The 24,463-nt window shown below is 49.0% G+C and carries 11 protein-coding genes and 4 pseudogenes; 8 read left to right on the top strand and 7 right to left on the bottom strand.

Features of this window, described 5'->3' with window-relative positions:
• Positions 1 to 24 precede the first annotated feature (24 nt).
• A pseudogene (locus JCM16496_RS01295) lies at positions 25 to 1,511 on the top strand (RagB/SusD family nutrient uptake outer membrane protein).
• A gap of 538 nt (positions 1,512 to 2,049) precedes the next feature.
• On the opposite strand, the gene JCM16496_RS01290 reads toward JCM16496_RS01295, so the two are convergent.
• The gene (locus tag JCM16496_RS01290) at positions 2,050 to 4,680 is read right to left on the bottom strand and encodes a glycoside hydrolase family 2 protein (RefSeq protein ID WP_025831763.1); all 2,631 of its coding nucleotides are present in this window, start codon (positions 4,678 to 4,680) and stop codon (positions 2,050 to 2,052) included.
• Between the two features lie 44 nt (positions 4,681 to 4,724).
• Positions 4,725 to 7,208, bottom strand: coding sequence for a polysaccharide lyase family 8 super-sandwich domain-containing protein (locus tag JCM16496_RS01285; RefSeq protein WP_025831762.1), 2,484 nt, complete (start codon positions 7,206 to 7,208; stop codon positions 4,725 to 4,727).
• Between the two features lie 194 nt (positions 7,209 to 7,402).
• Here JCM16496_RS01285 and JCM16496_RS01280 point away from each other — a divergent pair, with 194 nt between their 5' ends.
• Complete coding sequence (locus JCM16496_RS01280) at positions 7,403 to 8,578, top strand: glycoside hydrolase family protein (protein WP_025831761.1); 1,176 nt, start codon at positions 7,403 to 7,405, stop codon at positions 8,576 to 8,578.
• Positions 8,512 to 8,733: pseudogene (locus JCM16496_RS01275) on the top strand (helix-turn-helix domain-containing protein); the annotation flags it as partial. The gene JCM16496_RS01280 and the pseudogene JCM16496_RS01275, both read left to right, overlap by 67 nt.
• 2 nt (positions 8,734 to 8,735) lie before the next feature.
• On the opposite strand, the gene JCM16496_RS01270 reads toward JCM16496_RS01275, so the two are convergent.
• Positions 8,736 to 9,005, bottom strand: coding sequence for a hypothetical protein (locus tag JCM16496_RS01270; RefSeq protein WP_025831757.1), 270 nt, complete (start codon positions 9,003 to 9,005; stop codon positions 8,736 to 8,738).
• Between the two features lie 280 nt (positions 9,006 to 9,285).
• Between JCM16496_RS01270 and JCM16496_RS01265 the strand changes: the two genes are divergently transcribed.
• The 5 genes from JCM16496_RS01265 to JCM16496_RS01245 all read left to right on the top strand — a co-directional run bounded on the left by JCM16496_RS01265 (position 9,286) and on the right by JCM16496_RS01245 (position 18,418).
• Positions 9,286 to 12,429, top strand: coding sequence for a SusC/RagA family TonB-linked outer membrane protein (locus tag JCM16496_RS01265; protein WP_025831755.1), 3,144 nt, complete (start codon positions 9,286 to 9,288; stop codon positions 12,427 to 12,429).
• Between the two features lie 24 nt (positions 12,430 to 12,453).
• Positions 12,454 to 14,208 (top strand): RagB/SusD family nutrient uptake outer membrane protein, encoded by a 1,755-nt coding sequence (locus JCM16496_RS01260; RefSeq protein WP_025831753.1) that lies wholly within the window; start codon positions 12,454 to 12,456, stop codon positions 14,206 to 14,208.
• Between the two features lie 48 nt (positions 14,209 to 14,256).
• Positions 14,257 to 15,264, top strand: a complete 1,008-nt coding sequence (locus JCM16496_RS01255) for a DUF5017 domain-containing protein (RefSeq protein ID WP_025831751.1) — start codon at positions 14,257 to 14,259, stop codon at positions 15,262 to 15,264.
• A gap of 139 nt (positions 15,265 to 15,403) precedes the next feature.
• Positions 15,404 to 17,440, top strand: coding sequence for a polysaccharide lyase family 8 super-sandwich domain-containing protein (locus tag JCM16496_RS01250; RefSeq protein ID WP_025831748.1), 2,037 nt, complete (start codon positions 15,404 to 15,406; stop codon positions 17,438 to 17,440).
• Positions 17,441 to 17,449: 9 nt separating this feature from the next.
• Complete coding sequence (locus JCM16496_RS01245; RefSeq protein ID WP_128809382.1) at positions 17,450 to 18,418, top strand: tRNA-dihydrouridine synthase family protein; 969 nt, start codon at positions 17,450 to 17,452, stop codon at positions 18,416 to 18,418.
• 208 nt (positions 18,419 to 18,626) lie between these two features.
• On the opposite strand, the pseudogene JCM16496_RS01240 reads toward JCM16496_RS01245, so the two are convergent.
• The 4 genes and pseudogenes from JCM16496_RS01240 to JCM16496_RS01225 form a co-directional block, all read right to left on the bottom strand.
• A pseudogene (locus tag JCM16496_RS01240) lies at positions 18,627 to 21,711 on the bottom strand (chondroitinase family polysaccharide lyase).
• Between the two features lie 6 nt (positions 21,712 to 21,717).
• The gene (locus JCM16496_RS01235; protein ID WP_025831744.1) at positions 21,718 to 22,407 is read right to left on the bottom strand and encodes a DUF6250 domain-containing protein; all 690 of its coding nucleotides are present in this window, start codon (positions 22,405 to 22,407) and stop codon (positions 21,718 to 21,720) included.
• Between the two features lie 114 nt (positions 22,408 to 22,521).
• Positions 22,522 to 23,034, bottom strand: a complete 513-nt coding sequence (locus JCM16496_RS01230; RefSeq protein WP_025831742.1) for a hypothetical protein — start codon at positions 23,032 to 23,034, stop codon at positions 22,522 to 22,524.
• A gap of 156 nt (positions 23,035 to 23,190) precedes the next feature.
• A pseudogene (locus tag JCM16496_RS01225) lies at positions 23,191 to 24,460 on the bottom strand (DUF2851 family protein).
• Between the last annotated feature and the right edge of the window lie 3 nt (positions 24,461 to 24,463).

The raw sequence follows: 24,463 nt of genomic DNA, 5'->3' as shown, positions 1-24,463 counted from the left end.
ACCCGATTAAAACAAGAAAACAATATGAAAAAATTAGTATATATAGCAACAATCGCCAGCAGTATGCTGCTAACGACTTCTTGTGTAGACCTGACACAAGAGCCCCAATCCTTTATCACAGAAGAGGAATTCATCGCCAGAATGGATGTAACAGCTCTGCAACAAGCCACCTCGGCCCTTTATCTCGACTTGTGGGGGGGCAACTATGGATTCAACTGCCGTTTACAACGTATCAACGTATGTGCGGACGATATTACCTACCGTGCGGCAAAAGCCAACAACCCGTTAGCCAATTACTATAACTTGACGCCGAGTGTCACAGGCAATGACGCCGATTTCAGCGGTACCTGGCCACTGTTTTATACATCATCCACAATGCCAACAAGTATATCAATAAGACCGTACTTCCGACAGACCCGTCCAAAGCTAAACAGTTCGAAGCAGTTTTAGGAGAATCTTATTTCCTTCGCGGACTTTCCTATTTCTACCTGACACGCATGTACGGAGATGTTCCCCTAATCCTGAAAGCAGAAGACGCTACGACTACCATGCCTAGAAGTGCAGTTGCTGACATCTATGACCAGGCTATCATTCCAAGTCTGCAAAGAGCAGTAGAGTTGTTACCCGCTACCAGCCGTTCAGGCTTTAGCTCCACTCCGTCAAAATGGGCAGCCAAAGCATGCCTCGCCGATGCTTACATGACTATGGCAGGCTGGCCTTTGAAGAGAGGACAGGAATACTATTCTCTGGCAGCCGAAGCAGCCAAGGATATCATTGACAATTCCGGTCTGCACTTGACTGAGGAATATGCTGAATTGTGGAAAGAGGCAAATAAGGAACAAGCTAACGAAGTAATGTTCGCACTTCACCACAATGCCAAGCTGAAAACAGCAAGTAACTATGGCAAGTCTTACTATCCGAGCGATTTCTCCCCCGCTGGTTGGTCTGATTACTATGCCAATGAAAGTTTCTTCCTGAACTATCCTGACGATGCACGTAAAGAATGGAATTATATGACAGAATGGAATACGAAAAACGGGCATGTCACTTATCAAGAAAGTGCCGACAAACTTCCAGCCATCTCCAAATATTACGACTATGACAATGGAGCAGCTGGCAAGAGTGCACAATCCAACGGCATCACTTGCATCTACCGATATGCGGATGTCCTGTTGATGTATGCCGAAGCCTCCACTCGTGCAACCAACAGCGTAAATGCACAAGCCTTGGATGCTATTCAGAAGGTACAAAAACGTGCCGGTTATGCAGACAACCAATTGACAACCACTACCGACCCTGTTGCCTTTACAACAGCCGTATTCAACGAACGTGGTTGGGAGCTCTTTGCCGAGATGAAACGCTGGTTCGACTTAGTCCGTCTGGAAAAAGTCAATGAAGTCAGACCTGAAACATGGAATGGTTCTCTCTTCCAAAGAAACAACCATTACTACTTCCCGGTACCTTACCAGCAGATTGACCTGGCACAGTGGACCAACAACCCCGGCTATTAATAGAACGTAATGACACAAAACTTCTAACCTTATTTATCAAGAAATCAAATAGACCTTAATCAATTTGATATGTACAAAAGGGAGGGACCGTGAGGTTCTTCCCTTTTTACTTATCTATCAATATCGGGAGTTATTTTGTTGCCTTTTTCATCCTTCACCTTTCACCAGTCCCGCTATGCTCTTCAATTTCACAAAGTGTTATGAACTTCAGTAAACAGCTTTTGAAATGTTATACTGATATAATAATGCGAATCAGCAGTTGACAAACCGTTGGGAATATGGGTGTTTGCGAATCCGCACTATATCCCATGTCGTTGGATACTAATAAGAAAGATGCCGGCACCCTATAAAAAAAAGTGTTGGGAATCAATACTAAAATATTTCAAAGCATGGAGAAAGACAGACCAAGCCTTGGGATACACATCCGCAAGCTAGGGATAACATGACTCATGCAGCGATGATGGACAGCCTTGAATAAGAAGGATTCAACCGCTGATTCGCATAAATAACAAAACAATATCAGTGAGCGTCCGTTCAATCAGTCGTTTATACCGACCCCGAATTCCGTTTGCTGGCGTTCAACTTCCTTTAGGCGCAAACTGTTAAGTTCCCTTTTCAATCGGACGTTTTCTTTTTCCAAATCGGAAACATTTGCCTGCTCTACCTTCATTATAGGTTTTGACGTATCGTCCACGGCTTCCAGCTCTTCGACATCGTATATCTCCTTCTTGTCGTCCGGCACGGTCTCAATAACAAGCTCACCGCCCATAGGACGTTGCGAGCCTTGAAACTCCACAGAAGCAGTAACGGTAATCCTTCCGGCTTTTGTGGTAGGACAAACCAGTACTGCCGCACTGCCCCACGACAGTTGTTGCGGATTGATACCCGAAATGCCGTCGCCCATCAAGTGGCCTTCGCCCTTTACATCAAACCTGACAAAGCTGTTGTTCAGGCGTTTTACGTTACCTTTTGCATCAACCATCTCTGCCACGACTACCACGGCATCCGAACCGTTGGCCTTGATAACCGTATTTTCATTGTCGAGCCGCAAACGCAGATGGCTGGCACGTTCGGCAGGAGCGCGCTTATGTGTAGCCACAACCTTGCCGCCTATGATGCCTTCGGCAAGCATATAGCAATCCTTATGCCTGTTTGCACGGGCAAGCTTCTTGCAAGCCATAAAGTCAAAAGCGTCTTTAAAGGTTATCACTGGAGACAGATTTCTGTCACCGGCAGTTTTTTTATAGGTGTATTGTTTGCCACCTTCGAACACGGTAAGCCTGACTTCATCACAGTTGGAATAAACCGTGACATCGACAGGAGAGAACGGGGTCATCTCATGCGCTATATATACCATAGGCCCGGTTTCGGCTATGATATTCCCCTTTTCGGCTTCACGCTGCGACATGAACATATAATAGGAAGTCTTGGGCTGGCGGAAAGCATCCATCATGCCACCGTAGAAGGGGTCGGGATGATACCCGCGCTGATGGTCGAACGAGTGCCAGAAGCATCCGCCCACCACCTGCGGAGCCTGCTTGTAAACCTTCTCATACCAAGCCGCGTAATGTGCAGCCTGGATAAGCATAGGCATTTCTCCCCATCCCCTCGCCGTCCTGCTGTTCGAATTATGTGCATTCCAGTCGTCTACATTATCGCCCCACTCACGGGTGAAATAAGTCTTGCCCGGTTTAAGTACGGCCGTGGGGCGAAGAAGAAGGTCGAAGTACTCATCGCCTGCGGCAGCATCGTCACACGCCGCTATGCTGTATGGATAGGGATATTCTTCCTTGCATATCCGTGCGGCATTCTTTGCAAACTCCACAGGATAACGGGTCTCGTTAAGCACCGGTTCCCAAAAGAACAAGGAAGCATGGTTACGATGTATGCGTATCATGTTGCGGATATCCATATAGACCCTTTCACCAAATTCGTACGCATCGTTCCAGAACTGCCATCCCGGAGTCTCGACCAAGGCGAAAAGGCCGAGTTCGTCGCAAGCATCCATAAAGGCAGGGTCGATGACATAGTGTGTACGTATCACTTTCATGCCCGCATCGCGAAGCTTCTTGGCATCTCTCCATTGGAGGATATTGGGAACAGCATTGCCCAAGACAGCAAAATCCTGGTGGCGATTGGTACCCATTATCTTTCCATAGGGCTTCCCGTTGATCCAAAGTCCTTTTTCTTGCTTGAATTCGATGCTCCGGATGCCGATGCGCTTTCTGTAACCATCTATGACACTTCCGGTAATCGCATCCTTCACCCTGATATCCAAGTAATAAAGATTGGGAGTTTCGGGACTCCATAGAGCAGGGTTTGCCACATTGAATCCAGCTTTGGAATACACAGCCTTGTCCGGGCGGACAGAGAGCCTGTCTTCCTGCTTGGCAACCTCTTTCTCGTCTGTAGTGCGAAGAACATACTCCACAAGCAGTTTCTTGTAGGCCTCGCTTTCATTGCGGATATGGGTTTTTACATGAACCTCCGCGCTCTTTTCGCCAACCTTGTCGTAAGAGACGAAAACACCCCCACCGGCTACCTCGTCCTCATAGTTTGCATCGGTGATGAACAAAGGGCTGTGGGCAATCAGCCAACAGTCGCGGTATATGCCACCGAAGTAGGTGAAGTCGAGCAAATCCTGGCTCTTCCCCACAGGATACATGGGGTCGTCGCTGTTATCCGCCCACACGGCAATGACGTTATCCTTGCCCGGTTGTGCCACTCCGGTGATATCCACAATGACAGGGGTATAACCGCCAAAATGTTCGGTCATCAGCCTTCCGTTCACCCATACCTTGCTTTTTCCCATAATGCCCTCAAAGTGCAGAAAGAGTTTCTTGCCCACAAGATTGCCCTCAAGCTTGAAATGCTTCCTATACCATGCTTCGCCTTGGTAGTTTCCACAACCGCTTGCATCAAGCGGAAGGTATTCAAGCCCGTCCGGAAGATGGACACCCCTCCATTCCGAATCATCATAATCCACGGCAAAAGCATCTCCCGAAAGAGCACCTTTATGGAAACGCCATGCCAGGTTCATGGAGAAGACCTCGCGACCGGTTCCACTCAGTTCGTAAAATCCCGCCGTAGAAAATACGGGGTTATTCTTTGCAGCCATAACAAACGAGGCAACAAAACACAACAGTAAAGATAAAAAGTCTTTTTTCATACAATGATTAATAATGATAATTAGATTAACAAGAGCGCAATAGGCTATACACGGTTCGCCGATTTATCCACACGTATTACCGCCGGTTTTCCACAAAGCATCCCCTGCGGCATAGGTACCTTGATTTCCCTTCCATTGAAAACAATCCGAATCTCTTTCAGGGCCGCATTCATACAAGCATCGGTGACAGAAACCACAATCTCCCCTGCTTCTTCCCTTATTAACACCGCACACGGAGCAGAGGCGGAAAGAGACAAACCTTCTGCCTGCAAACCTTTATTGCCGGGATACAAGACAGCTTCCACCACCTTCTCGTCCACAGAGCAGACCGCCTGCACCAGCGTATCGTTCTGCAATACCCGGAACGGCAGTTCATCCGACGGTATCTGCCGGCCTGCATAAACCACATAGCCATAGGTATCATCAACCGGACGCTGCCCATGACTTGCCCACAGACGGAGGATTCTGGCTTCTGAAGGCAAGCTTTGTTTCTTTTCATTCACCTTGTTCCGCTTCACCCAATCTGTGGGACGAGTCTCGCAAGCAACAAATGCTTCACGGGTATATTCGGGGAGTATCCGATAGGCAAACTTGCCTTTCTGCACCAGCCAGAGGGGAGTACCATCTGCCGACAAAAGCGAGTGGGTGCCGGAAGCGACAAGCTCCATTTTTCCCCTTTTTATCGAGAAAACTTCATCCGTCCAAGCCGTCTGGTCGATGGTTGTGCGAATCTCCCCGTCCAGTTCCGGGCGATTATTGGTCACGCCTGCTCCCAAGGCTATCATGTAATCTCCCAGAATGAAATAAGACTTATATGCCTTGAAACCATAAAGAACCTCGTTCAAGCCCTCACTGTTCCCCTTGTCGTTCACACCCTCTTTCGCAGAAGCGTTCATCTTTTCGAAGATATATCCTGCAACGGCATTACTCCCGCCATCCGTAGCACCGGCAGCAAAATTACTCCTGCTGCAATAACCACGCCAATTCTCTACAGGAACCAGCTTGTCCATGCCTTCGCGTGCAGTCACACCCGGGGAAGCGGTGACATCCCAACCGCCCATAATCCGGAAATACTCATCGCCGCTACGCTGGAACAACGTCATTCCATCCGTCGGATAGAAATTGTAGGCATCGGCAAAACTGGCGGCACTCTCCAGTCCGTCACAACGGACAGAGGCCATATTAATCGTGATATGATAGTCGGGGGTCTTCTTTATCAAGTCGTCGTTGTTGAAGAACCAACGGGTACCGGAATAGACGCCCGGAGCATACGCCTCCATCATGATGCGATTCTTCTTCACCTCTTGCTGCAATTGCAACAGTTCCCGCTGCTCTTCGGGGGTGAAAGAGTCCATCCAGTTGCCGATAAGATTATCCAGCATTCCGGCATAAGGGATAGAAAGCTCTGTGGGATTATATACATACGAGCCACGGTCCAGGCAAGGAAGGCGATATCCCTTATAATAATACCAGGCACCGCCACGCAGGAAATTAAGAAGCGCCTGCACATTATCCCGTTCCAGGTTCTTGGCCCAGGGAGAGCCTTTCAGCATATTCAGCATTTTAAGTGCATTGGAAGTCCCGTCAATGGGATAGCCCCAAATCAGGCATTGCTTTCCATGTCCCCAACCTGCCCCGTCGGCAGTGAATCCCTCAGTCCAGAAAGCATCGGAATACGTAGTTTGGGAAGTCATACTGATACCGCGCTGGCAAACTTCCGCCAGCAAGTCTATCATAGGAATGGAACGGTACATGGCGGCCACGGGCAATAGGGAACGATAGGCCAATGCATTGCCGCCCACCCACCACACGTGGTTGCGGAAACGGGAAATGGAAACTACATTTCCATCGGTTTCGTCGTGGCGGAGAGGTTGGGTCCAGGCTTGTAAGGCAATGGTTTTCAACATATCACATGCCTCTTGCAGCAATGTGCCGCCTTTCCCGCCTTCAGCATCGTCCATCTGTTTCAGATAGCAGAAATAAGTATTGACCGCTGCCGTAGGTATGGCAAAGCAGGATGCATGAAAACGGGGACCGTCATTGGGACGGCCTGCCTCAATCCCCCCGTAATGCAGAATCGCCTTCAGCACCTTGTCGGACAAGGCCTGCTCTTCTGTCAGTTCACCTTTACGATAGGCATCCGCAACTTTCCAGATACGGTTGAAGGCATCCGCAACGAACAAGCCTATTTCGGCCTGCGGGTTGGAGTAAGGCTTCTGAAAGGCATTCTCTTTGCGGAATTGCTCTTCCTGCTCCCTTAAACCAGAAAAGATACCGTCGGCAGTGAGTTGTGCCAGGCACTCCTGCGCACTCAACCGGGTGTCCAGGGAATGATAACGGTAAGGATGCTGCGCAAAGGAAGCGCGGAAAGCCTCGATGGACTTCTCTTTCTCTGCATCCCCCTGCTGCCGGGCTTCGTTGTAGTAACGGTGATAATTATTGAAAGCAAACTGTGTTTCCTTCTCCTGCGGAAAAGCAGGTGCGGCCAAGCAAAGGCCGAGAATGGTCAGAATAAGGTTTCTCTGCATATTAGAATCGTATTGGTTATTGTATAATGTCCGATTATATTTTCAGCAAATATAATGAAAGACAAAGGGAGAAAATGACGGCAATCATACAAAACAGATGCAGTTTTCGTACGGAACCGGCTGAATGCGGCAGCAGGCATAAAAAGATTGGCTATCTTTGTTTCATCATAATAACCTTATTAACAACACTCCCCATGAAAAGATATCATCTGCTTTTTCTCTTTGCCGCTTTCATAGCCATAACGTCTTCTGCCCAGAAACTGGACAATCTGGTAGAACTGAAACAGAAGTCGGAAAACCCACTGTTTCATCACCTGGACAAAGCCCCACGTACACCTGCTTTTGAGTGCGAAGGCTATTGGGCCTGGGGAAGTTCGGTAGTGAAAGGAGACGACGGCAAGTACCATATGTTCGTTTCCCGCTTTCCCAAGAACTTGCCGTTCCATCCGGGATGGATGGTAGCCTCGGAAATTGTACATGCCATATCCGAGGTGCCGCAAGGACCTTACCGATTCAGCGAAGTGGCCCTCCCTGCCCGTGGTGCGCAATACTGGGACGGACGTTCCACACACAATCCACGCATTTTGAGGCAGAACGGGAAATACTACCTTATTTATATGGGTTCCACCCACCCCTTTGCCGACCCTACTTACGAACAACTCACCCTGGAAAGCCCCTGGTGTACCGTTGCCCGCGCCAACAAACGTGTGGGACTGGCCGTTGCCGACTCGCCCTACGGTCCGTGGAAACGCCTGGACGAACCCATCTTGAAGACCAAACCCAATACTTTCTACAGTTTTCTGACCTCAAACCCCTCGCCTATCATTCAAGAAGACGGTTCGGTGATGATGATATTCAAGGGACGACATTACACGAACGGTTACCTGCACTCGGCCATGAGCCTCGGAATGGCTTATGCCCCTACCATAGAAGGCCCTTATCGAGTACTGAACAATGACTGTCCCATCTTTGAAGTAGACGGTCAGGGCGAAGCGGAAGACCCTTTCCTCTGGAAAGATGCAGACGGCTATCATGCCATCTTCAAAGACCATGTAGCCAAGTTTACCGGCGAACGGGGCGGAGGCGTCATGGCACATTCCAAAGACGGCATCCAATGGACTGTGGACAAAGACCCGAAAGCCTACTCGCTCACTGTGGAGTGGGAAGACGGCAGTGTGGAGAAGCAAGGACAACTGGAACGCCCCTTCATCCTCTTCAAGGACGGAAAGCCGGCTTACATCTTCTTCGCCACGATGGACGGGCCCGGAGGGTTCGAAAATGCATCCCGTTCTTGGAATATGGTGATTCCCATCAAAACCCCAACGTCTTTGCCCGTGAAAAGGCCATGGCACGCAACAACCCGGAACTGAACATCACGAAGATTGCAGACCGCATCGGTTTCAGTTCGCCACGCCACTTCTCCAAATGCTTCAAGGACATTTACCACGTCAGCCCGCCGGCCTACCGCAAAGGAGAAGAGGCGGCAAAGGAAACAACGGAAGAAACAACGAAGGAAAGCGAATAAAATCACCCGTTTCTATCCTTCACCGCTTTCACCTTGGACTGCGGAACGGCATAAGCCACATCCCGGCATCTGCTTATAAAGGAAAAAACTTCCTGGATATAAAGGAAAAACTTCCTGGGCACATAAGGCAAAGTTCCCAAACATACCGACAGGAAGTTTTCCTTAGCCTTGGTTTTTCTATCCCAAGGTTTGGGATAGAGAAACCAAGGCTTGGGATACATGTCCGCAACCTTGGAACAGACTTCAACAGCCCTGCGAATACCCTTTTGCACTTTTCCCCCTTTCCTTGTACACCCGATTCCGAAAACTCTGACCTCAGAATTAAAATCTAGAATCAAAGGACCAAAGTGAAAGAGAATAAAAGTACAAGAGTGGTATAGTTCGCAAGTTTTGTACGAATTCGTACTTTTTGCGAACTATTAATTGATGCATTTGTATATTTCACCTCCTACATTTGCGATGTGATTCAACTCTAAAGTGAGTACAAAACGAAGAAACAACCTTTATTAATAACTAATTAAATTAATATTTATGAGACAGAAAGTAACCTTTATGCTACTTGCCATACTCTGCTGCTGCGTATTTGCTCTACACGCGCAAACGGGAGGGCAAATAAGCGGTAAAGTTATTGATGCCATGGGAGAACTTCCCGGTGTCAGCGTTGTTGTGAAAGGAAGCACCAACGGAACTACTACAGACTTGGAAGGACAGTTCAAGCTGGACAATGTGAAACCTTCCGACATCCTTCAATTTTCTTTTATCGGATACAAAACCCAAGAAATCAAAGTAGGCAACCAAAAGACATTCAACATCACAATGCTGGAAGATGCACAGGCATTGGAAGAAGTGGTGGTTGTGGGCTACCAGGAAGTCCGTAAGAAAGACTTGACAGGTTCTGTATCCAAAGTCAACATGAGCGACCTGCTCAAGACACCTTCCGCATCCTTCGACCAGACATTGGGTGGCCGTATTGCCGGTGTAAATGTAAGTTCGGGTGAAGGTATGCCGGGTGGAACGATGACCATTACCATTCGTGGTAACAACTCTTTGACCCAAGACAATACCCCCCTCTACATCATTGACGGCTTCCCCGTGGAAGATGCACGCGTGGCGGCTGCCATCAACCCCAGTGATATTGAATCGACCGATGTATTGAAAGATGCATCTGCCACAGCCATCTATGGCGCCCGTGGTGCCAACGGTGTCATCATCATCACTACCAAACAAGGAAAAGTGGGCAAACCCCAGCTCACCTACGACGGCAGCTTCGGTATCTCTACCGTCACCAAAAAGCTGGATATGATGGATGCGTACGATTACGTGAAGCTGCAACTCGAAGTAGACCCTACCCGTGCCACTGAGAAATACCTCCCGTTATACGAAGGTCACCAATGGACATTGGATGACTATCGCGGCATCGCCCAGAACAACTATCAGGACGAAATTTTCCGCACAGCCTGGCAACAGAACCATAGCGTTCGTCTTACCGGTGGTTCGGAAGGTATACGCTACAATGCCTCCCTATCCTACTACAACCAAGACGGTATCTTGCTCAACTCCGACTATGAGCGCCTGCAAAGCCGTCTGAACACCCTGGTGAAGCGTGGCAAGCTGACCATAAACTTCAACAGCAACTTCTCGCGTTCCATCCAGAGCGGTTCTTCCCCTTCCTCAAGCTCTTACTCCGGTATGAACAACCTTTTCTATAGTGTATGGGGATACCGCCCGGTCAATTATCCCGGCAAATCTCTTGATTCTTTGCTGAACGACCTTGTGGACGATGATGTGGATGCATCCAACGACTATCGTTTCAATCCTATCGCCGACCTGAAGAACGCCTATCGCAAGTACTACGTCAACAATCTCCAATTGAATGGTTATGTGGAATACGAGTTCATCAAAGGACTCAAGCTGAAAGTATCCGGAGGATGGACCTATGACAACCGCCATACTGATACCTTCAACAACTCCAAGACCCGTTACGGTGGTCCTACTTCTACTGACAAAGTGAATGCAGAAGTGGTGCGCCAACAACGCCTGACATGGTTGAACGAAAACATCCTGACCTATCAGACCAACTTTAAAAAGAAGCACTTCCTCAATACACTGCTCGGTGTGACGTTGCAGAACTCCGACTATGAGTATTATTCATTACGTATGAAACAGATTCCCAACGAATCGCTGGGCATGGCCGGCATGAGCCAAGGAACGTTCGACAAGAGCACATCTACCTTGTCTTCCTGGTCTATGCTGTCTTACCTGGGACGTGTGAACTACAACTACAAATCCAAATATTATGCCACAGCCTCGTTCCGTGCAGACGGTTCCTCCAAATTCAGCAAGAAAAACCGTTACGGCTACTTCCCCTCAGGCTCACTGGCGTGGAGCTTCTCCGAAGAAGACTTCATGAAGGATTACAAAAAATGGCTGTCAAGCGGTAAAATCCGTCTGAGCTGGGGACTTACAGGTAACAACCGTATCGGTGAATATGACTACCTTGCCTTATTGGATATGATTAAGAGCCATGCCACCACCAGCATGACCAACACCGTATATCCTTTTGACGGCAACAACGGAAATGTGGGTGTAGCTCCTATCTCTTTGCCTAATGAAGATTTGAAATGGGAAACTACCGAACAGTGGAACTTAGGTCTTGACCTGGGATTCTTCGATGAGCGTATCAGCTTCACCGCCGACCTCTACCGTAAGACTACCCGCGACTTGTTGTTGGATGCCACCCTGCCCTACTCTTCAGGTTATCTGACAGCCATGAAAAACATCGGTAAAGTACGCAATGACGGTATTGAATTGACGTTGAACACCGTGAATATAGACAATAAGGATTTCAAATGGAGCAGTAACTTCAATATCTCCTTCAATAAAAACAAAGTATTGGAACTTGCTGAAAACCAAACCAGTTTGTTGAGCATTGCCAAGTTTGACCAAAACTTCAACAGCCAGCCCAACTATATTGCCAAGATAGACCAGCCGATGGGTATGATTTACGGATATATCTACGAAGGCACCTACAAATATGATGATTTTGACAAGAGCGGCAGCAGCTACACGCTGAAGGGTAACATCCCCCACTACGTAAGCGAAAGCAATACACAGCCCGGCATGCCCAAGTACAAAGACTTGAACGGTGACGGCGTCATCGATACCAACGACCGTACCATGATAGGACGCGGTCTGCCCATCCATACCGGTGGCTTCACCAATAATTTCGAATACAAAGGCTTCGACCTGAGCGTATTCTTCCAATGGAGCTACGGTAACGATGTACTGAACGCCAACCGCCTGTTCTTCGACAGCGGCTTCCAGAAGAAACGTGAGTTGAATCAATATGCCAGCTATACCGGCCGTTGGACACCAGAAAACCCGAACAGTAATATTCCGGCAGCTACCAACTCAAGTTCCAATCTCGTGATTTCTTCACGCGTAGTAGAAGACGCTTCATTCCTGCGACTGAAAACTGTGACGCTGGGCTATACCGTACCCAAGACTTTCTTGAAGAAATATAAGATTGACAATGCACGTCTTTACGTAGCAGCACAAAACCTTTGGACTATTACCGGTTATTCCGGCTACGACCCCGAAGTATCTATTCGTAGCGGAGGCTTGACTCCGGGCCTTGACTTTTCGTCTTACCCGCGTGCACTCTCCGTAAGTTTCGGTATCAACTTAGGTTTCTAACCCCACTAAAACACTGGAATATATATGAAAACAATAAAAACAATTATATTATCTTTCGCTTGTCTGGCAATGGCATCCTGCGATTTCCTGGACAAAGAACCGACCAAGCTGACTCCCGACAATTACTTTAATAATGCGGAAGAAGCTCTCTCATTCCTGACCTCTGTATACGCTCCACTGACCTCACAGAACTTCTACGGAAACGAGTATATGTTCATGACGGGTGCCGACGATTTGTCCCACTACGGTGGCGGTCGTAATCCGCAAACCAGCGGTGCCATTGCATGTAATAATGCCAATTCAAGCTCACCACAGTTCAGCAACCTCTGGCAAACACTTTATACCGGTATCGACCGTGCCAATACATTCTTGGAGAACATAGATAAGACGGATGATATATCCGACAAGTTGCGTCTGCAATATACATCAGAAGCACGTTTCATGCGCGCTTACTACTATTTTACGCTCGTACAAGGCTGGGGAGACGTTCCTTTCAAAACCACTTCGACAAGTAGCGTGACCGGGCTCGATATTCCCCGTACAGACAAGCAGACTATCTACGACTTCATCACCACTGAGATTTCCGAGTGTGCCGAAGGGCTTGCCACCGCTGCAGAACTGGGTTATAAGCCAGGACACGTTTCACGTTCCGCAGCATGGGGCATCTTGGCACGCGTTTATTTATTCCGTGCCGGCGAGCACTTCCGCGACAACACCAGTGGAGACGCTACAGCCATTCAAAATTATTTCAAACAAGCCAGCACATACGCACAAAAGGTAATGGGCGAAGGACATAGCCTGACAGCCAACTACTGGGACGTATTCATCGACCTCTGTTCTAACCGGTACAATACTACAGCCAATGAAAGTATATGGGAAGCCGAATTTGCCGGTGACTATACTTCCGAAGTAAGAGCAGAGGGACGTATCGGAAACCTGATAGGCATCAAATGTCCGGACCAGTCTACCGACCAATCCCTGTTGGATGCCAAAGACCCCGGATTCGGTTATGCCTACTTCTGGTCGACTCCTAAACTGTATGAGCTCTACAAGGAGAACGGCGACATCAACCGCATGAACTGGAGCATTGCACCATTCGAATATGTAGAGGCCGTAAGCAAAAAAGGCATTACGGGACGCCAGTTTGAGTACGGCAAAATGGAAGAGGTAAAAAAACAGTATTGGGATGTATCCTATAGCTACGGCCAAGGTGACGCTGCCAAAAAGACCGGCGACTATGAAAAGAGTGAAGCCGACTCTGAAAAGAATTACTCACGCGCTTGCGGAAAATACCGTAGAGAATATGAAGCATACGGCATCAAAAAGAATAAGAACTACACTTCACTCAACTTCCCGTTGCTACGCTATTCGGATGTACTGCTGATGGTGGCCGAAGCTGAGAACGAAGTCAACGCTTCGCCCACTACACTGGCTTACAAATGCTTGAACGACGTGCGTAACCGTGCCGGTATCGCCCCCTACGAAGAAGGCAGTCTCAGCAAAGAAGCCTTCCGCCAAGCAGTGAAAGATGAGCGTGCCATGGAACTCTGCTTTGAACATATTCGCCGCTACGACCTTATCCGCTGGGGTGAATATGTAAAAAACATGAATGAGCTGGCTCCCCGCGCCCTTCAAGGTGCCAATGCCAATTGGGCTACAGGACCCAATTATAGTGTCTACACCTTCTTCCAGATAACAGACGCTTATAATTACTTCCCAATACCGGATAGTGAAATGTCTGTGAACAAAGCTATCACCCAAAACAATCCGGGTTGGTAATCGAGTGAGTGAAACAAGGATAATCATTCCAAATAAATGAATTATATTATGAAACTAAATAAACTATTGATAGCTGTCAGTATCGCAACCTTCGCCCTCGCCTCCTGCGAGAGTGAATTTACTAAAGATGCCGAACTGAATGTAAACGTGGCAACCGGAGACGGTGTAAGTTTCGACGGCCAGACCATTACCGTAAAAAGTGGAACTCCAGTAGAGTTCCATTTCAACGGCAATCCGGACTTCCTCACCTTCTACAGCGGTGAAGCCGGAAAAGAATATAAATACAGAGAACGTACCACAGTGGACGAAAATGAGGTAGAAACTTCAACTTTAAAATTCAAGCTGACTCCACAATATGGAAAACCGGAAAACATACTGACCATGTATGTGTCTGCCGATTTCCCGGGACTGGAGAAGGGCAACTTTGAAGCAGACTCCGTATTGGTGGAACAGCACGCTTGGGAAACCCTGATTCCGGCAGCCGACTTCCCCACTACTCCAAAGGCACAAAATTTTGAAGTGGACATGAAGCCCTATTTAGGCAAACGCATCGCTGTGGCCATCTGCTACCGGGGTCAAGACAAATCGGCCACACAATCCAAATTCACCTTCGGCAATATGCAGATTGTGAACAAGATGACCAACGGACAGGAAACGGCTTTCACCGCCAACTCGTTCGGCTTTACCCCCATCAACATGTTGCACCGCCACAACCTGAGCGACCAGAAGGGTATGACCTCTAACCGTGCCTATGGTACAGTTACCAATAACACCTCCGGTATCTGGAATTTCAAAGATATGAATGCTTTCTTCATTCACAGTTCCAGTGCCAACACCGAGTTAAAATACAGTTGGCTGGTGTCCAATCTGTTTGTGGTCAATGCATGTTCCCCCGATGCAGGCACCGGATTGAAGAATGTTACCCAAAGTCTTGACTCTTATCAATATACCTATAGTACTCCAGGTACCTATACCGCTACCTTTGTAGGTACCAATGGAAACTACAAACAAGAGTCCTCCGTGGTACATGAATATAAAGTGATTGTAACCGAATAATGAAGTAAAACGGTCTATCAACACAAAACTTCTAACCTTAAATATTTTTTATAGACCTTAATCAATTAACTTTGTCAGGGAGGAACCGCGAGGCTCTTCCCTGATTCATAAATCCTCTAATACAGCAAAGAATACCAACATGAAAACCCATCACATCAAACTCATTGCAGCAATTGCCTTGTGCATATTGACAGGAATCCATGCCTATGCCTCCGACTTCGAGACCATCTACAATCGTATGTACGAGAAGTATCTCGACCGGAACCCATCGAAAGAGACCGTCAACGGACTGGTTAAATCTCTTTCTCCCGAAGGAGCATTCGTCACCCTCGACTATCGCGCTACCGACGGCTCCCCCCGCAAGCATGTACAAAACCTCATCATCCTGGCTTGTGCCTACCAACATCCACAAAACACATTCTACCATGACAAAACGCTGAAAGAGTCTTATCTCAAAGCGCTCCGTTTCTGGATAAACACCAACCATCAAGCCAAAAACTGGTGGTATCGCTACATTCCCTATCCCAAAGAACTATCCACCAGTGTAGTGCTGATGAGCCGTGAAATCGGCGAAGACCCGGCACTCTTTGACAAAACCATGAAATACCTGCGCTGGAGCTACGAACATGCAGCCCCCTCGCACATGACGGGGGCCAACGGAGCCGACATCATCATGGGCTCGTTTGCAGCCAGCATCCTGACCAAAAACGAGGCGCAAATGGAAGACTTCAAAGAACGGATGACGCAACTGCTCACCATACAAGCCTCCGAAGGTATCCAGCCCGATTATCTCTTCGGACAGCATTGCGGCCACGGGCGACAACTCTACTTCACCAGTTACGGCAAAGAATTCGTGAACTCCACCCTCGCTTATCTGGAACTCTGCAAGGATACCCGCTTCCAAAGTCCCGGACTGGAATTACTGCAACGCCTTTTCACCGACGGCGTACAATGGATATTCTACAACAAGCAGCATGACCCCAACAATGCAGGACGCTTTATCAGCAGCAACCAATACTCCTCTGCCATAAAAGTTCTGGCCGAAAGAATCTGCAAGTTGAGTAACTCCGATGCACGCAACAACATGAAGCAAGCACTGCAACATATCGGCGGAGACAACAGCTTGACAGGTAACCGTATGTTCTGGCGTTTCGACTACATGGTGCACCGCCGCAACAATTATATGGCCAGTTCACGCATGACCTCCACCCGTACCGTAGGCAATGAGGCCGGCAACGGTGATGGTGAGTTCAACTATTACGCCTCCAACGGAGTAAACTATCTTTTTGTCACCGGACGCGAGTATGACGGTAATTTCTTTAAGGTCTTCAACAACCGCCAATATCCCGGCATTACTGCCGAGCAAGACAATGCCCCCCTTCCCATCCCCGATTGGGGTGAAGGCGGCAATAACGGAAACAGTTTTGCCGGAGGTGTCAGCGACAGTCTTTATGGAGCTTGTGGCATGATTCTGGACCGCCGCGAATTACAAGCTCACAAAGCCTGGTTCTATTTCGATGACGAATTTGTATGCCTTGGCGCAGGCATCTGCAACACCGGAGGAAAAGCTGAGGTATTCACCACACTCAACCAGTGCAACCGCAACGGAAAAGTGCAATACATGGCAAACGGAAAAACACATACGTTGAAGAACGGTTTTGTAGAAACCACTGCCGACTGGGTGCTCCATGGACAGACTGCTTACTTCAGCCTACTGCCTCAAGCCAAATATCAAATAGCCTGCGACACAGCATTGTTCAGCCTGAACGCCAATCACGGCATCCGTCCGCAGCAAGGCAAGTACGCCTACGTGGTATGTCCCGGAATCTCAACTCCGTCTACCGCTGCCAAATATGCCAATACACTACCGATAAAGATACTCGCCAATACGGAAAAGGTACAAGCCGTACGCCATGAAACATTGGGAATAACAGAAGCCATCTTCTACCAACCAGGGGAACTGAAACTTAACAATGGCGACATCCTTGCAACAGATACCCCCTGTGTCCTCTTATGGAAAGAGAAAGAAGGGAAAATACATGCCGCTAATCCGCGTTGCGAGTCGGTAAACCCTGAAAAGATAACAATAACGCTGAACAGAAACGGGCAAACCAAGCAAATATTGCTCCACATGCCACAAAACGAAGAAGCAGGAAAGAGTTGCGCAGCTTTTTAAGCAGAAAAAATGTGTATCTTTGCAGCCATGAACGAAAACACATTACCCATCCACTTCGCCCCGCTGCAAGGATACACAGATGCCGTCTACCGGCGGGCGCATGCACGCATATTCGGCGGCATAGAGACCTATTACTCTCCTTTCGTACGCATGGAGCATGGAGAAATCCGGCGGAAAGATGTCCGCGACATTGAGCCGGACAACAACCCGGGCCTGCACCTCATCCCCCAGCTCATTGCTCCGGATACAGACAAGCTGGAGCACATACTGTCCCTTTTCATCGAAAAAGGATACCGGGAAGCAGACATCAATTTGGGGTGTCCTTTTCCGATGCTGGCCCGGCGCCACAACGGGTCCGGCATGCTGCCCTATCCCGAAGAGGTGAAGGCGCTGCTCTCCGAAGCCGTCGACCGGCATCCCGGCATCCGTTTCTCCGTGAAGCTGCGCCTGGGTTGGGAGCAGGCAGAGGAGTGTCTTGCCCTGCTACCGCTGTTCAACGAACTCCCCCTCGCACACATCATCCTGCACCCGCGTCTGGGCAAGCAGCAATACAAAGGAGAGGTAGACCTGGAGGGATTTGAAGCTTTTTACAAAGAGTGCACCCACCCTCTGTTCTACAACGGAGACTTGCATACCGCGGAAGATATCCGTTCCATCACCGCACGGTTCCCCCAGTTGGCAGGCATCGTCATCGGTCGCGGGCTGCTCGCCAATCCTGCCCTAGCGCTGGAATACAAGCAAGGAACCCCGATTTCTTCCGATGAAATGGCGAAAAAAGTGGGACAACTACACACCGAGGTCTTCAACGCCTATCAAGAGCTACTGCAAGGCGGTGAGGCACAGCTATTAATGAAAATGAAAAGTTTCTGGGAGTATCTGTTACCGGACGGAGACCGCAAAGCGAGAAAGACCATCCATAAGACCAGCAAACTGGCAAACTATCAGTCAGCAGTAAGCAATCTGCTCGGAACATATTAAACAACCGTTTCCAGTATCTTTCGCTATAGGATAGAAAGGCTAAGACTCCTATACCGGATACCCACAACACCCGGATGTATTCGCCCAAAACATGGGGATGTATTACCCCAAAACATCCCCATGTTTTATAGCACAACACCCGGATGTTTTGGGGTAAAACATCCGGGTGTTGTGGGTATTCAGTATCAATGTCTAACCTATACTCTCCCTACCTCTTTAGCTCTACCTCTAAGCTTGCAGCATCCCGGCAAGTAAAGCGCAACACAGTCTGATTCTTGTCTGCCGACAACACCTTGCAATAGGGCGTCTCGGCAACCTTCCACTGTCCCTTCAAAGTAACGGTTACGGGAATCTCCTGGCTCTCATTGTCAGTCCACGGGCGTGAATAGATACTGCGCTCAATACGTTTTCCGTCTTTATCGAAAGCCTCGTCACTCGGACCGCGATACAAGGCCAGGTCGGGTTGGGAAACAGTCAGCAGAAGCTTGTCTTTATATTCGCGTATCATGACAAGGCTCGATGTATCGGCTTTCTGCAACAATCCGCCGTCGGGCAGAGCCTGCGGAGTCTCAAACAAGACGTAAGAAGTAAGACCGTCTGCCGGAGAGCGCACAATGTGGGCATTGCGGTCTTGCTGGAGAATCTTGTAAGTGGGTTTCTTGGCGAATGCCTTCAAAGCGGCGGCATCTGTATGGGGCAACACTGCATATTCGTAAGAAGCGCCTTTCGGAGCTTTACCATGCTGTAATGTCAAGGACACCCAGTCGCCGGAAGTAGGTTTGGTGCTACGCTCGCCTACGGTCACTTGCGGGAAGTTCTTCTCATATCGGGCAGCAGGACGGGAAGCTTTGGAAATGTAATAACCTACGCCGTTGGGGTCTATATAAGTCTGCCCGTCACTCTGATAGGATTCCCAGTACCGGCGGGTTTCGGGAGTAATGGCGGCAAGCTGGAACACGGTGGTTTCCGTGGGATATTCGGTATTCAGGTTTTCGATGTCCGTACCGAGCATACAATGGTGCCGTCAAAGAAGTGGAACGACTTGCGGGCACGGTGAGAACCGTTATACTTATCATGTTCATGCAGCACCATACCGAAGTTACCGTTCAGATGTGCCTGAGACAAGCCGCCAGCAAAAGCCTCATCGGAATAGAGCATCTCCTCCATACCGGAGAAGGTATCGACATTCAATACCCGGGCACGCAACTGGTCGAAAGGCAGATGAATGCTCGTGACACCCGGAATACGATTCCAGTCGAAACCGGCTTCCTGCCAGCCACTGGTGGCAAAAGTAACCATTTCATCGGGTTTTCCGGTAAGAATCTGCATGCTGCCATGCGCCAGATAACGGCCATAGAAGTTGGCAGGGAGGTAGTGCTCGGCAGCCCAGAGATAACGGGAATGTCCGCGGACTACGGCAGCCCAGTTGTTACGACGCTGTACGGATACACAACCGTACCCCAAAGCCAGATTGCCTTGCGGGTCGGGTTCCGGACGGAAGCCTTGGGCTTCGAGCAACTTCTTCATCTCCAATTCGTGGCGGGTAGAAGCCTTCGGCAGATAGTCGGGCGCATTCTTGTCCGGAGCTGCTGTATGGGAAACCAGGCGCAGATAGGCAGCCGCCATTTCGGGGTCATATTTCTGCTTGCCATCCGGCGTACCGGCAATGGCCATCGTGGCATATTGGATAGGTATCAGACTTCCTCCCCCGTTGGGATGGCGTCCGGACATGGAAAGCGACCATTGCTTCAGATTGCAATAGAAACGCATGGTGAGAAGCACTTTCTTCACCGTCTCGTGTGCCTGCTCGGACAGACGGAACTCGGTACCACTCAGCAAGTAAATCATATTAGTGGCACCGTCCAGACCACCCACTGCATAGGCAGGATAATTGTTGCAATGATGAAAGCAAGCACCGTCCTGCTTGAAAGAACCGGCCAGTCCCGGCGCAGGAAGGCAGCCTTTGTCCAGCAACGGGAGAAGGAACGCAGGTATTGCAGTTTCTCCGGTGTATCCTCCATAATCAGGATGCTGGCTATGCGGCCTTGCAACTTAGTGTTGAACGTATCTATATCAATACCGTTGACGGCAGGTTCGGGATATACCTCATTGGTGATGGCATACCAGTTGAGCGTACGTACCGCCTCTTCCAGCTTGCCCGCCTCACGCAATACGTCCTTCATCAAGAAATAAGCCACAAACAAACCACGCATACTATATCCGTAGTGGTGGATATTCCCCCAGCAACTGCCGTAGGCAATACCCTGGTCGGTGGCGTTGTCGTACATGGCGATGAATTTCTGCTCCAACTCGTGTTTCAGCGCCGCATCTTCCGCATTGTAGTAAGCGATGGCGACGCGTTTCATCAGGTTGAAATAGTCGCTTATCTCTATCCCCAGCCTGGAGAACATATCTTTGTCCCAATCAGGTACCATACGTTCGTATGCCTCGGAGTGACGTACGAAATAGATAGGACGTCCTGCCACCTTGCCGTTCTTGTAGGTAATCCGATAAAAATCATACTTCTCACGGATGGACTGCATCTCCTTGTCCGACAGTGCGGAAGGCGTATAGAGCATGTCGCGGAAACGTTTCTCCATAATCCGTATATCCTGCTTCTGCGCCTCGGTCACGTCTGTCAAAGGAATGTCCGGTTTCCACAAGGAGTGTTCGTAGATAACCAGCCAATGGTTGGTGGTTCCCTTATTTACAAACGGTACCTGCAAGTCGGCAGTCTGCTGGCGGGCATCCACCTTGCTGGCAGTAATCAGATGGTCGAAAAAGAGTTTCCCTTTCACGTCGGGGGCTACAATGCGGATTTCGTCCATCCCTTCTTCCGGGGTGCCTTGCATATCGCGTTCATAACATACCCATGCTCCGCGCCAACCGGTGAAATTGATGCCAAAAGGAAAAGAGGTGCATACCTTGCCATCCTTCAGGAACTCAAACTGAATCTGCTTGTCCTGGGCCTGCTCATTGTACACCCATACGATGAAAGCCGAAAGATAGGTGTCTTTCCCCGTCGGGTCTTTCTTCTCAAACTTCAAGTCTTTCTTGATAGACAGTGCGGCACCCGGCTCGAAAGTCCAGCTCAAGCTGTGGTCGCCGTCCCTATAATGTTCATTGCTAATGCCCAACTGCGAACCGGCTGCCGTAGTGACAAACGCCGGAACCTGCTTCTCCTCAAAAGAAAGCAAGCGCTCATTCTTCACGATTTGTGCATGTACACTGCCCGGCAGCAACATGCAAACGAGCGCTGCCGCTCCTATTTTCCATTTACTGAATTGCATCATGTCTGTTTATTTAAGGTTATCGATATTTGCTACTTGGAAATCTGCAAAACGTACGTGGTTCTGCCACAACCGTAAGGCGAAATAGCCGTCTCCTTCGCCATCGGCAACCGGTAAGCTGAAAAGCTCTTCACCATCCATGGCATAAGTGGTGGCTCCATTCTCCACACGGATTTTAACTTCATACCAATGGTTGGGCTTCAAAAGGTGGGCGGCATCGGTATACTCTTTCAAGATGGGTTTAATCTTTGCATCGTCCACTCCGTAATACTCTCCATGGTATTCACGGAAACGCGTAGTTCCATTATCATTACCGCCGTAGCCCACATAGTAGAGGTCCAGCGTATTGTAATTCTTGAACTCGCCGTTGCGCCATGCACTGCGGGCAAAGAAGTCATCCGGATGCCGGGGGTCATCGGCCCCCCAAAAACAATTCAAGTCGCTGAGACGGTCGTAGCTACCATTCCCGACCACCACTTGTACCCGGTAGGTTATCTCATAGTCGCCCGTCAACCGTTCCTTATACCAAAGGGACAGCCCGTCCGGAGATACAATATCCATCGTGTCGCCGATACATGTAATTTCCACTTTTCCGGAAGAATCCTCCACTACCCAGTCGGTAAGCCGGCAGGAAGCGCCCATCTCCATACCGGGGAGGACACATAAGAGAAGTTGCATCAAAAGAAGTTGTAACCGCATATTCCAATGTATTAGTACGGTACAAAGAAACCCCTCTTTTTGGGAAAAGGGGGGCATAAATCGTACAGAAGAAGGATAAAATAATGATTGAGGCGGATTTCTGCCCCCACTTCATCAAGGATGAAGTTCTTCGAAAGCCTTGTTTTCCTCTTGTACCGCCTGAATAGTTTCTTCCAGTTCATTGATAGGGAGATCGAAGTTGTACCAGTCGTTATAGCAGTCGGTGACATACCACTTGCCGTTTGTCAGTTCAAAGACCACACGAAGGGAAGGTTCTGATTCATCATAGCCTGCTTCAAACTCTTTATGGGCAGGTTCATTGACAGTGAAGTGAGAGATATAGGTACCTCCCTCCTCTTCGGTAGTACGTCCTTCCTTCAGCGTTTCCTCGTCCAGCAGTGCCCACTTCTCGCGGGTGAAGGGAAAAGTCTGTTCCGTCTCACCGTCATCCTTCAAGAGGGCGATGGGAGACTTCAAAGGAAACTTGATTCGGGAATACTGGAATGAAGCACTGGACGTGAATTTCTGGAGGAATGTCTTGAAATCCTCCTCTTCGGCAGCCTGACTATTGAGAGTCGTCAGCATGAGTGCCGCAAACAGACCAAAAACAAAGCGGATAGCATTCATATACTCGGATTATTTTTCAATGCGCAAAGATAATGATAAAAATTTAATGTGCTAATATGGGTAATGTGCTAATATGCCAATAACCTGCGGTGTAAAGACATAACAGAAACACAGCGCAGCACATTGGCACATTACCCATATTAGCACATTAAACCATCATCTACGCCGCAAATACTCGTAACCAAACCGGCAACGCAAACAGTCTTTCCTGTCACAATATTCCTTCTGAAGTTGGAGCAATGCCTGCGAATCGGCAGCGGTAGATACCGGCAGGCCGGCACCATCCAAAGACGGGTTACGTGGTTGTTTTCGGCCTTCAAGGATTCAAGGAAACGGGTGGCACGGTCACACAAGATGTCATCGGCCTTGTGCAGGCCATAAGCATAAAGAAACGGGATGACCGTATTGATGGCAATCAGATTCAAGGCGCCATCCCCTACCCGCTTTTCCCTCCGGGGTGAAACCTTTCTGAAGTTGAAATGCTCCTCCCAATACACGGAAGTATTGGCAGCAAGTATCTTCTTCACCGCTTCCAGCGTTTCCGCCTCCATGATACGCGAGAAGAGTGCCTGCTCCTTGTGATACAGACCGGCAAGCTGCGCCAGACGCACATGCGGAAAGTTATCGGGACGAAGACGCAGAAAACGCCACTGCTCAACGGACATAGGAGCAGGCAGTTCGAACTTATGTTGCAGGTATCGGAATTCTTTCTGAAGTTTCAGATAATACTCATCCGCCTCTGCCAAGTCCTCCTCCAACAGACCAGCCTGCCCCAGGAAGAAAGCCTCCACCTGAAACAGACTGTCCCGATGCTTGTCTACGGCGCGGAATGGAAGGCGGTTTGCCCATGCCTCGAAGGCATCCCCATTCAGTCCGAAGCCGAAGTTACGGGCAAGGGTAATGAAGAAAACATCCTCCCAATGATGATTGCAACGTTCGAGCCGCCGGGATATGACATGTGCTTTCTGCTCAAAGCGCTCTACCTGCAAAGCGGACAGCCAGGAGTGGACGGTCAGCTTCGGAAGGGAGGCAAGGATGGAATAGCAGGAGGATAAATCTCTGTCTGCCGAAGCTCTTCATAACGCAAGCGGACAGTGTCGGGGCAGGTGAGCACCATCTGAGGAACCAGCTCACCGTTCGTGCGGTACACATCACAATTCGATTCGCCCACTACGTGCAGAATGACGGTATCATATGCCTTGTCACGGTCGTGCCTATGAAGCAGCCAGTCTGACGCCTGCGTATGCACTTCGACGTTGCTACAAAGCGTGCCGTCTATTTTCAGTTTGGCATTAAAGAAATCGGGGCCTGCATTCATGTTCGGCAAACCGGGATCTATCACTTCTACCGGCCGGCCGGAGGTTGTTTGGAGTGCTGACAAAGGAAATATTTTGTGCTTCCAAACATAATGCAGTAGTTGTTCCATGTT

It is taken from the genome of Bacteroides rodentium JCM 16496 (assembly GCF_000614125.1).
Classification (GTDB): domain Bacteria; phylum Bacteroidota; class Bacteroidia; order Bacteroidales; family Bacteroidaceae; genus Bacteroides; species Bacteroides rodentium.
Note: the sequence above shows the minus strand (reverse complement) of the source record. Positions and strands in the feature narration are given on the sequence as shown.

Excerpts from the sequence above, each read along its gene's own strand:
- JCM16496_RS01290 (WP_025831763.1), bottom strand. The coding sequence starts at position 4,680 with ATGAAAAAAGACTTTTTATCTTTACTGTTGTGTTTTGTTGCCTCGTTT.
- JCM16496_RS01285 (WP_025831762.1), bottom strand. The coding sequence starts at position 7,208 with ATGCAGAGAAACCTTATTCTGACCATTCTCGGCCTTTGCTTGGCCGCA.
- JCM16496_RS01280 (WP_025831761.1), top strand. The coding sequence starts at position 7,403 with ATGAAAAGATATCATCTGCTTTTTCTCTTTGCCGCTTTCATAGCCATA.
- JCM16496_RS01265 (WP_025831755.1), top strand. The coding sequence starts at position 9,286 with ATGCTACTTGCCATACTCTGCTGCTGCGTATTTGCTCTACACGCGCAA.
- JCM16496_RS01260 (WP_025831753.1), top strand. The coding sequence starts at position 12,454 with ATGAAAACAATAAAAACAATTATATTATCTTTCGCTTGTCTGGCAATG.
- JCM16496_RS01255 (WP_025831751.1), top strand. The coding sequence starts at position 14,257 with ATGAAACTAAATAAACTATTGATAGCTGTCAGTATCGCAACCTTCGCC.
- JCM16496_RS01250 (WP_025831748.1), top strand. The coding sequence starts at position 15,404 with ATGAAAACCCATCACATCAAACTCATTGCAGCAATTGCCTTGTGCATA.
- JCM16496_RS01245 (WP_128809382.1), top strand. The coding sequence starts at position 17,450 with ATGTGTATCTTTGCAGCCATGAACGAAAACACATTACCCATCCACTTC.
- JCM16496_RS01235 (WP_025831744.1), bottom strand. The coding sequence starts at position 22,407 with ATGCGGTTACAACTTCTTTTGATGCAACTTCTCTTATGTGTCCTCCCC.
- JCM16496_RS01230 (WP_025831742.1), bottom strand. The coding sequence starts at position 23,034 with ATGAATGCTATCCGCTTTGTTTTTGGTCTGTTTGCGGCACTCATGCTG.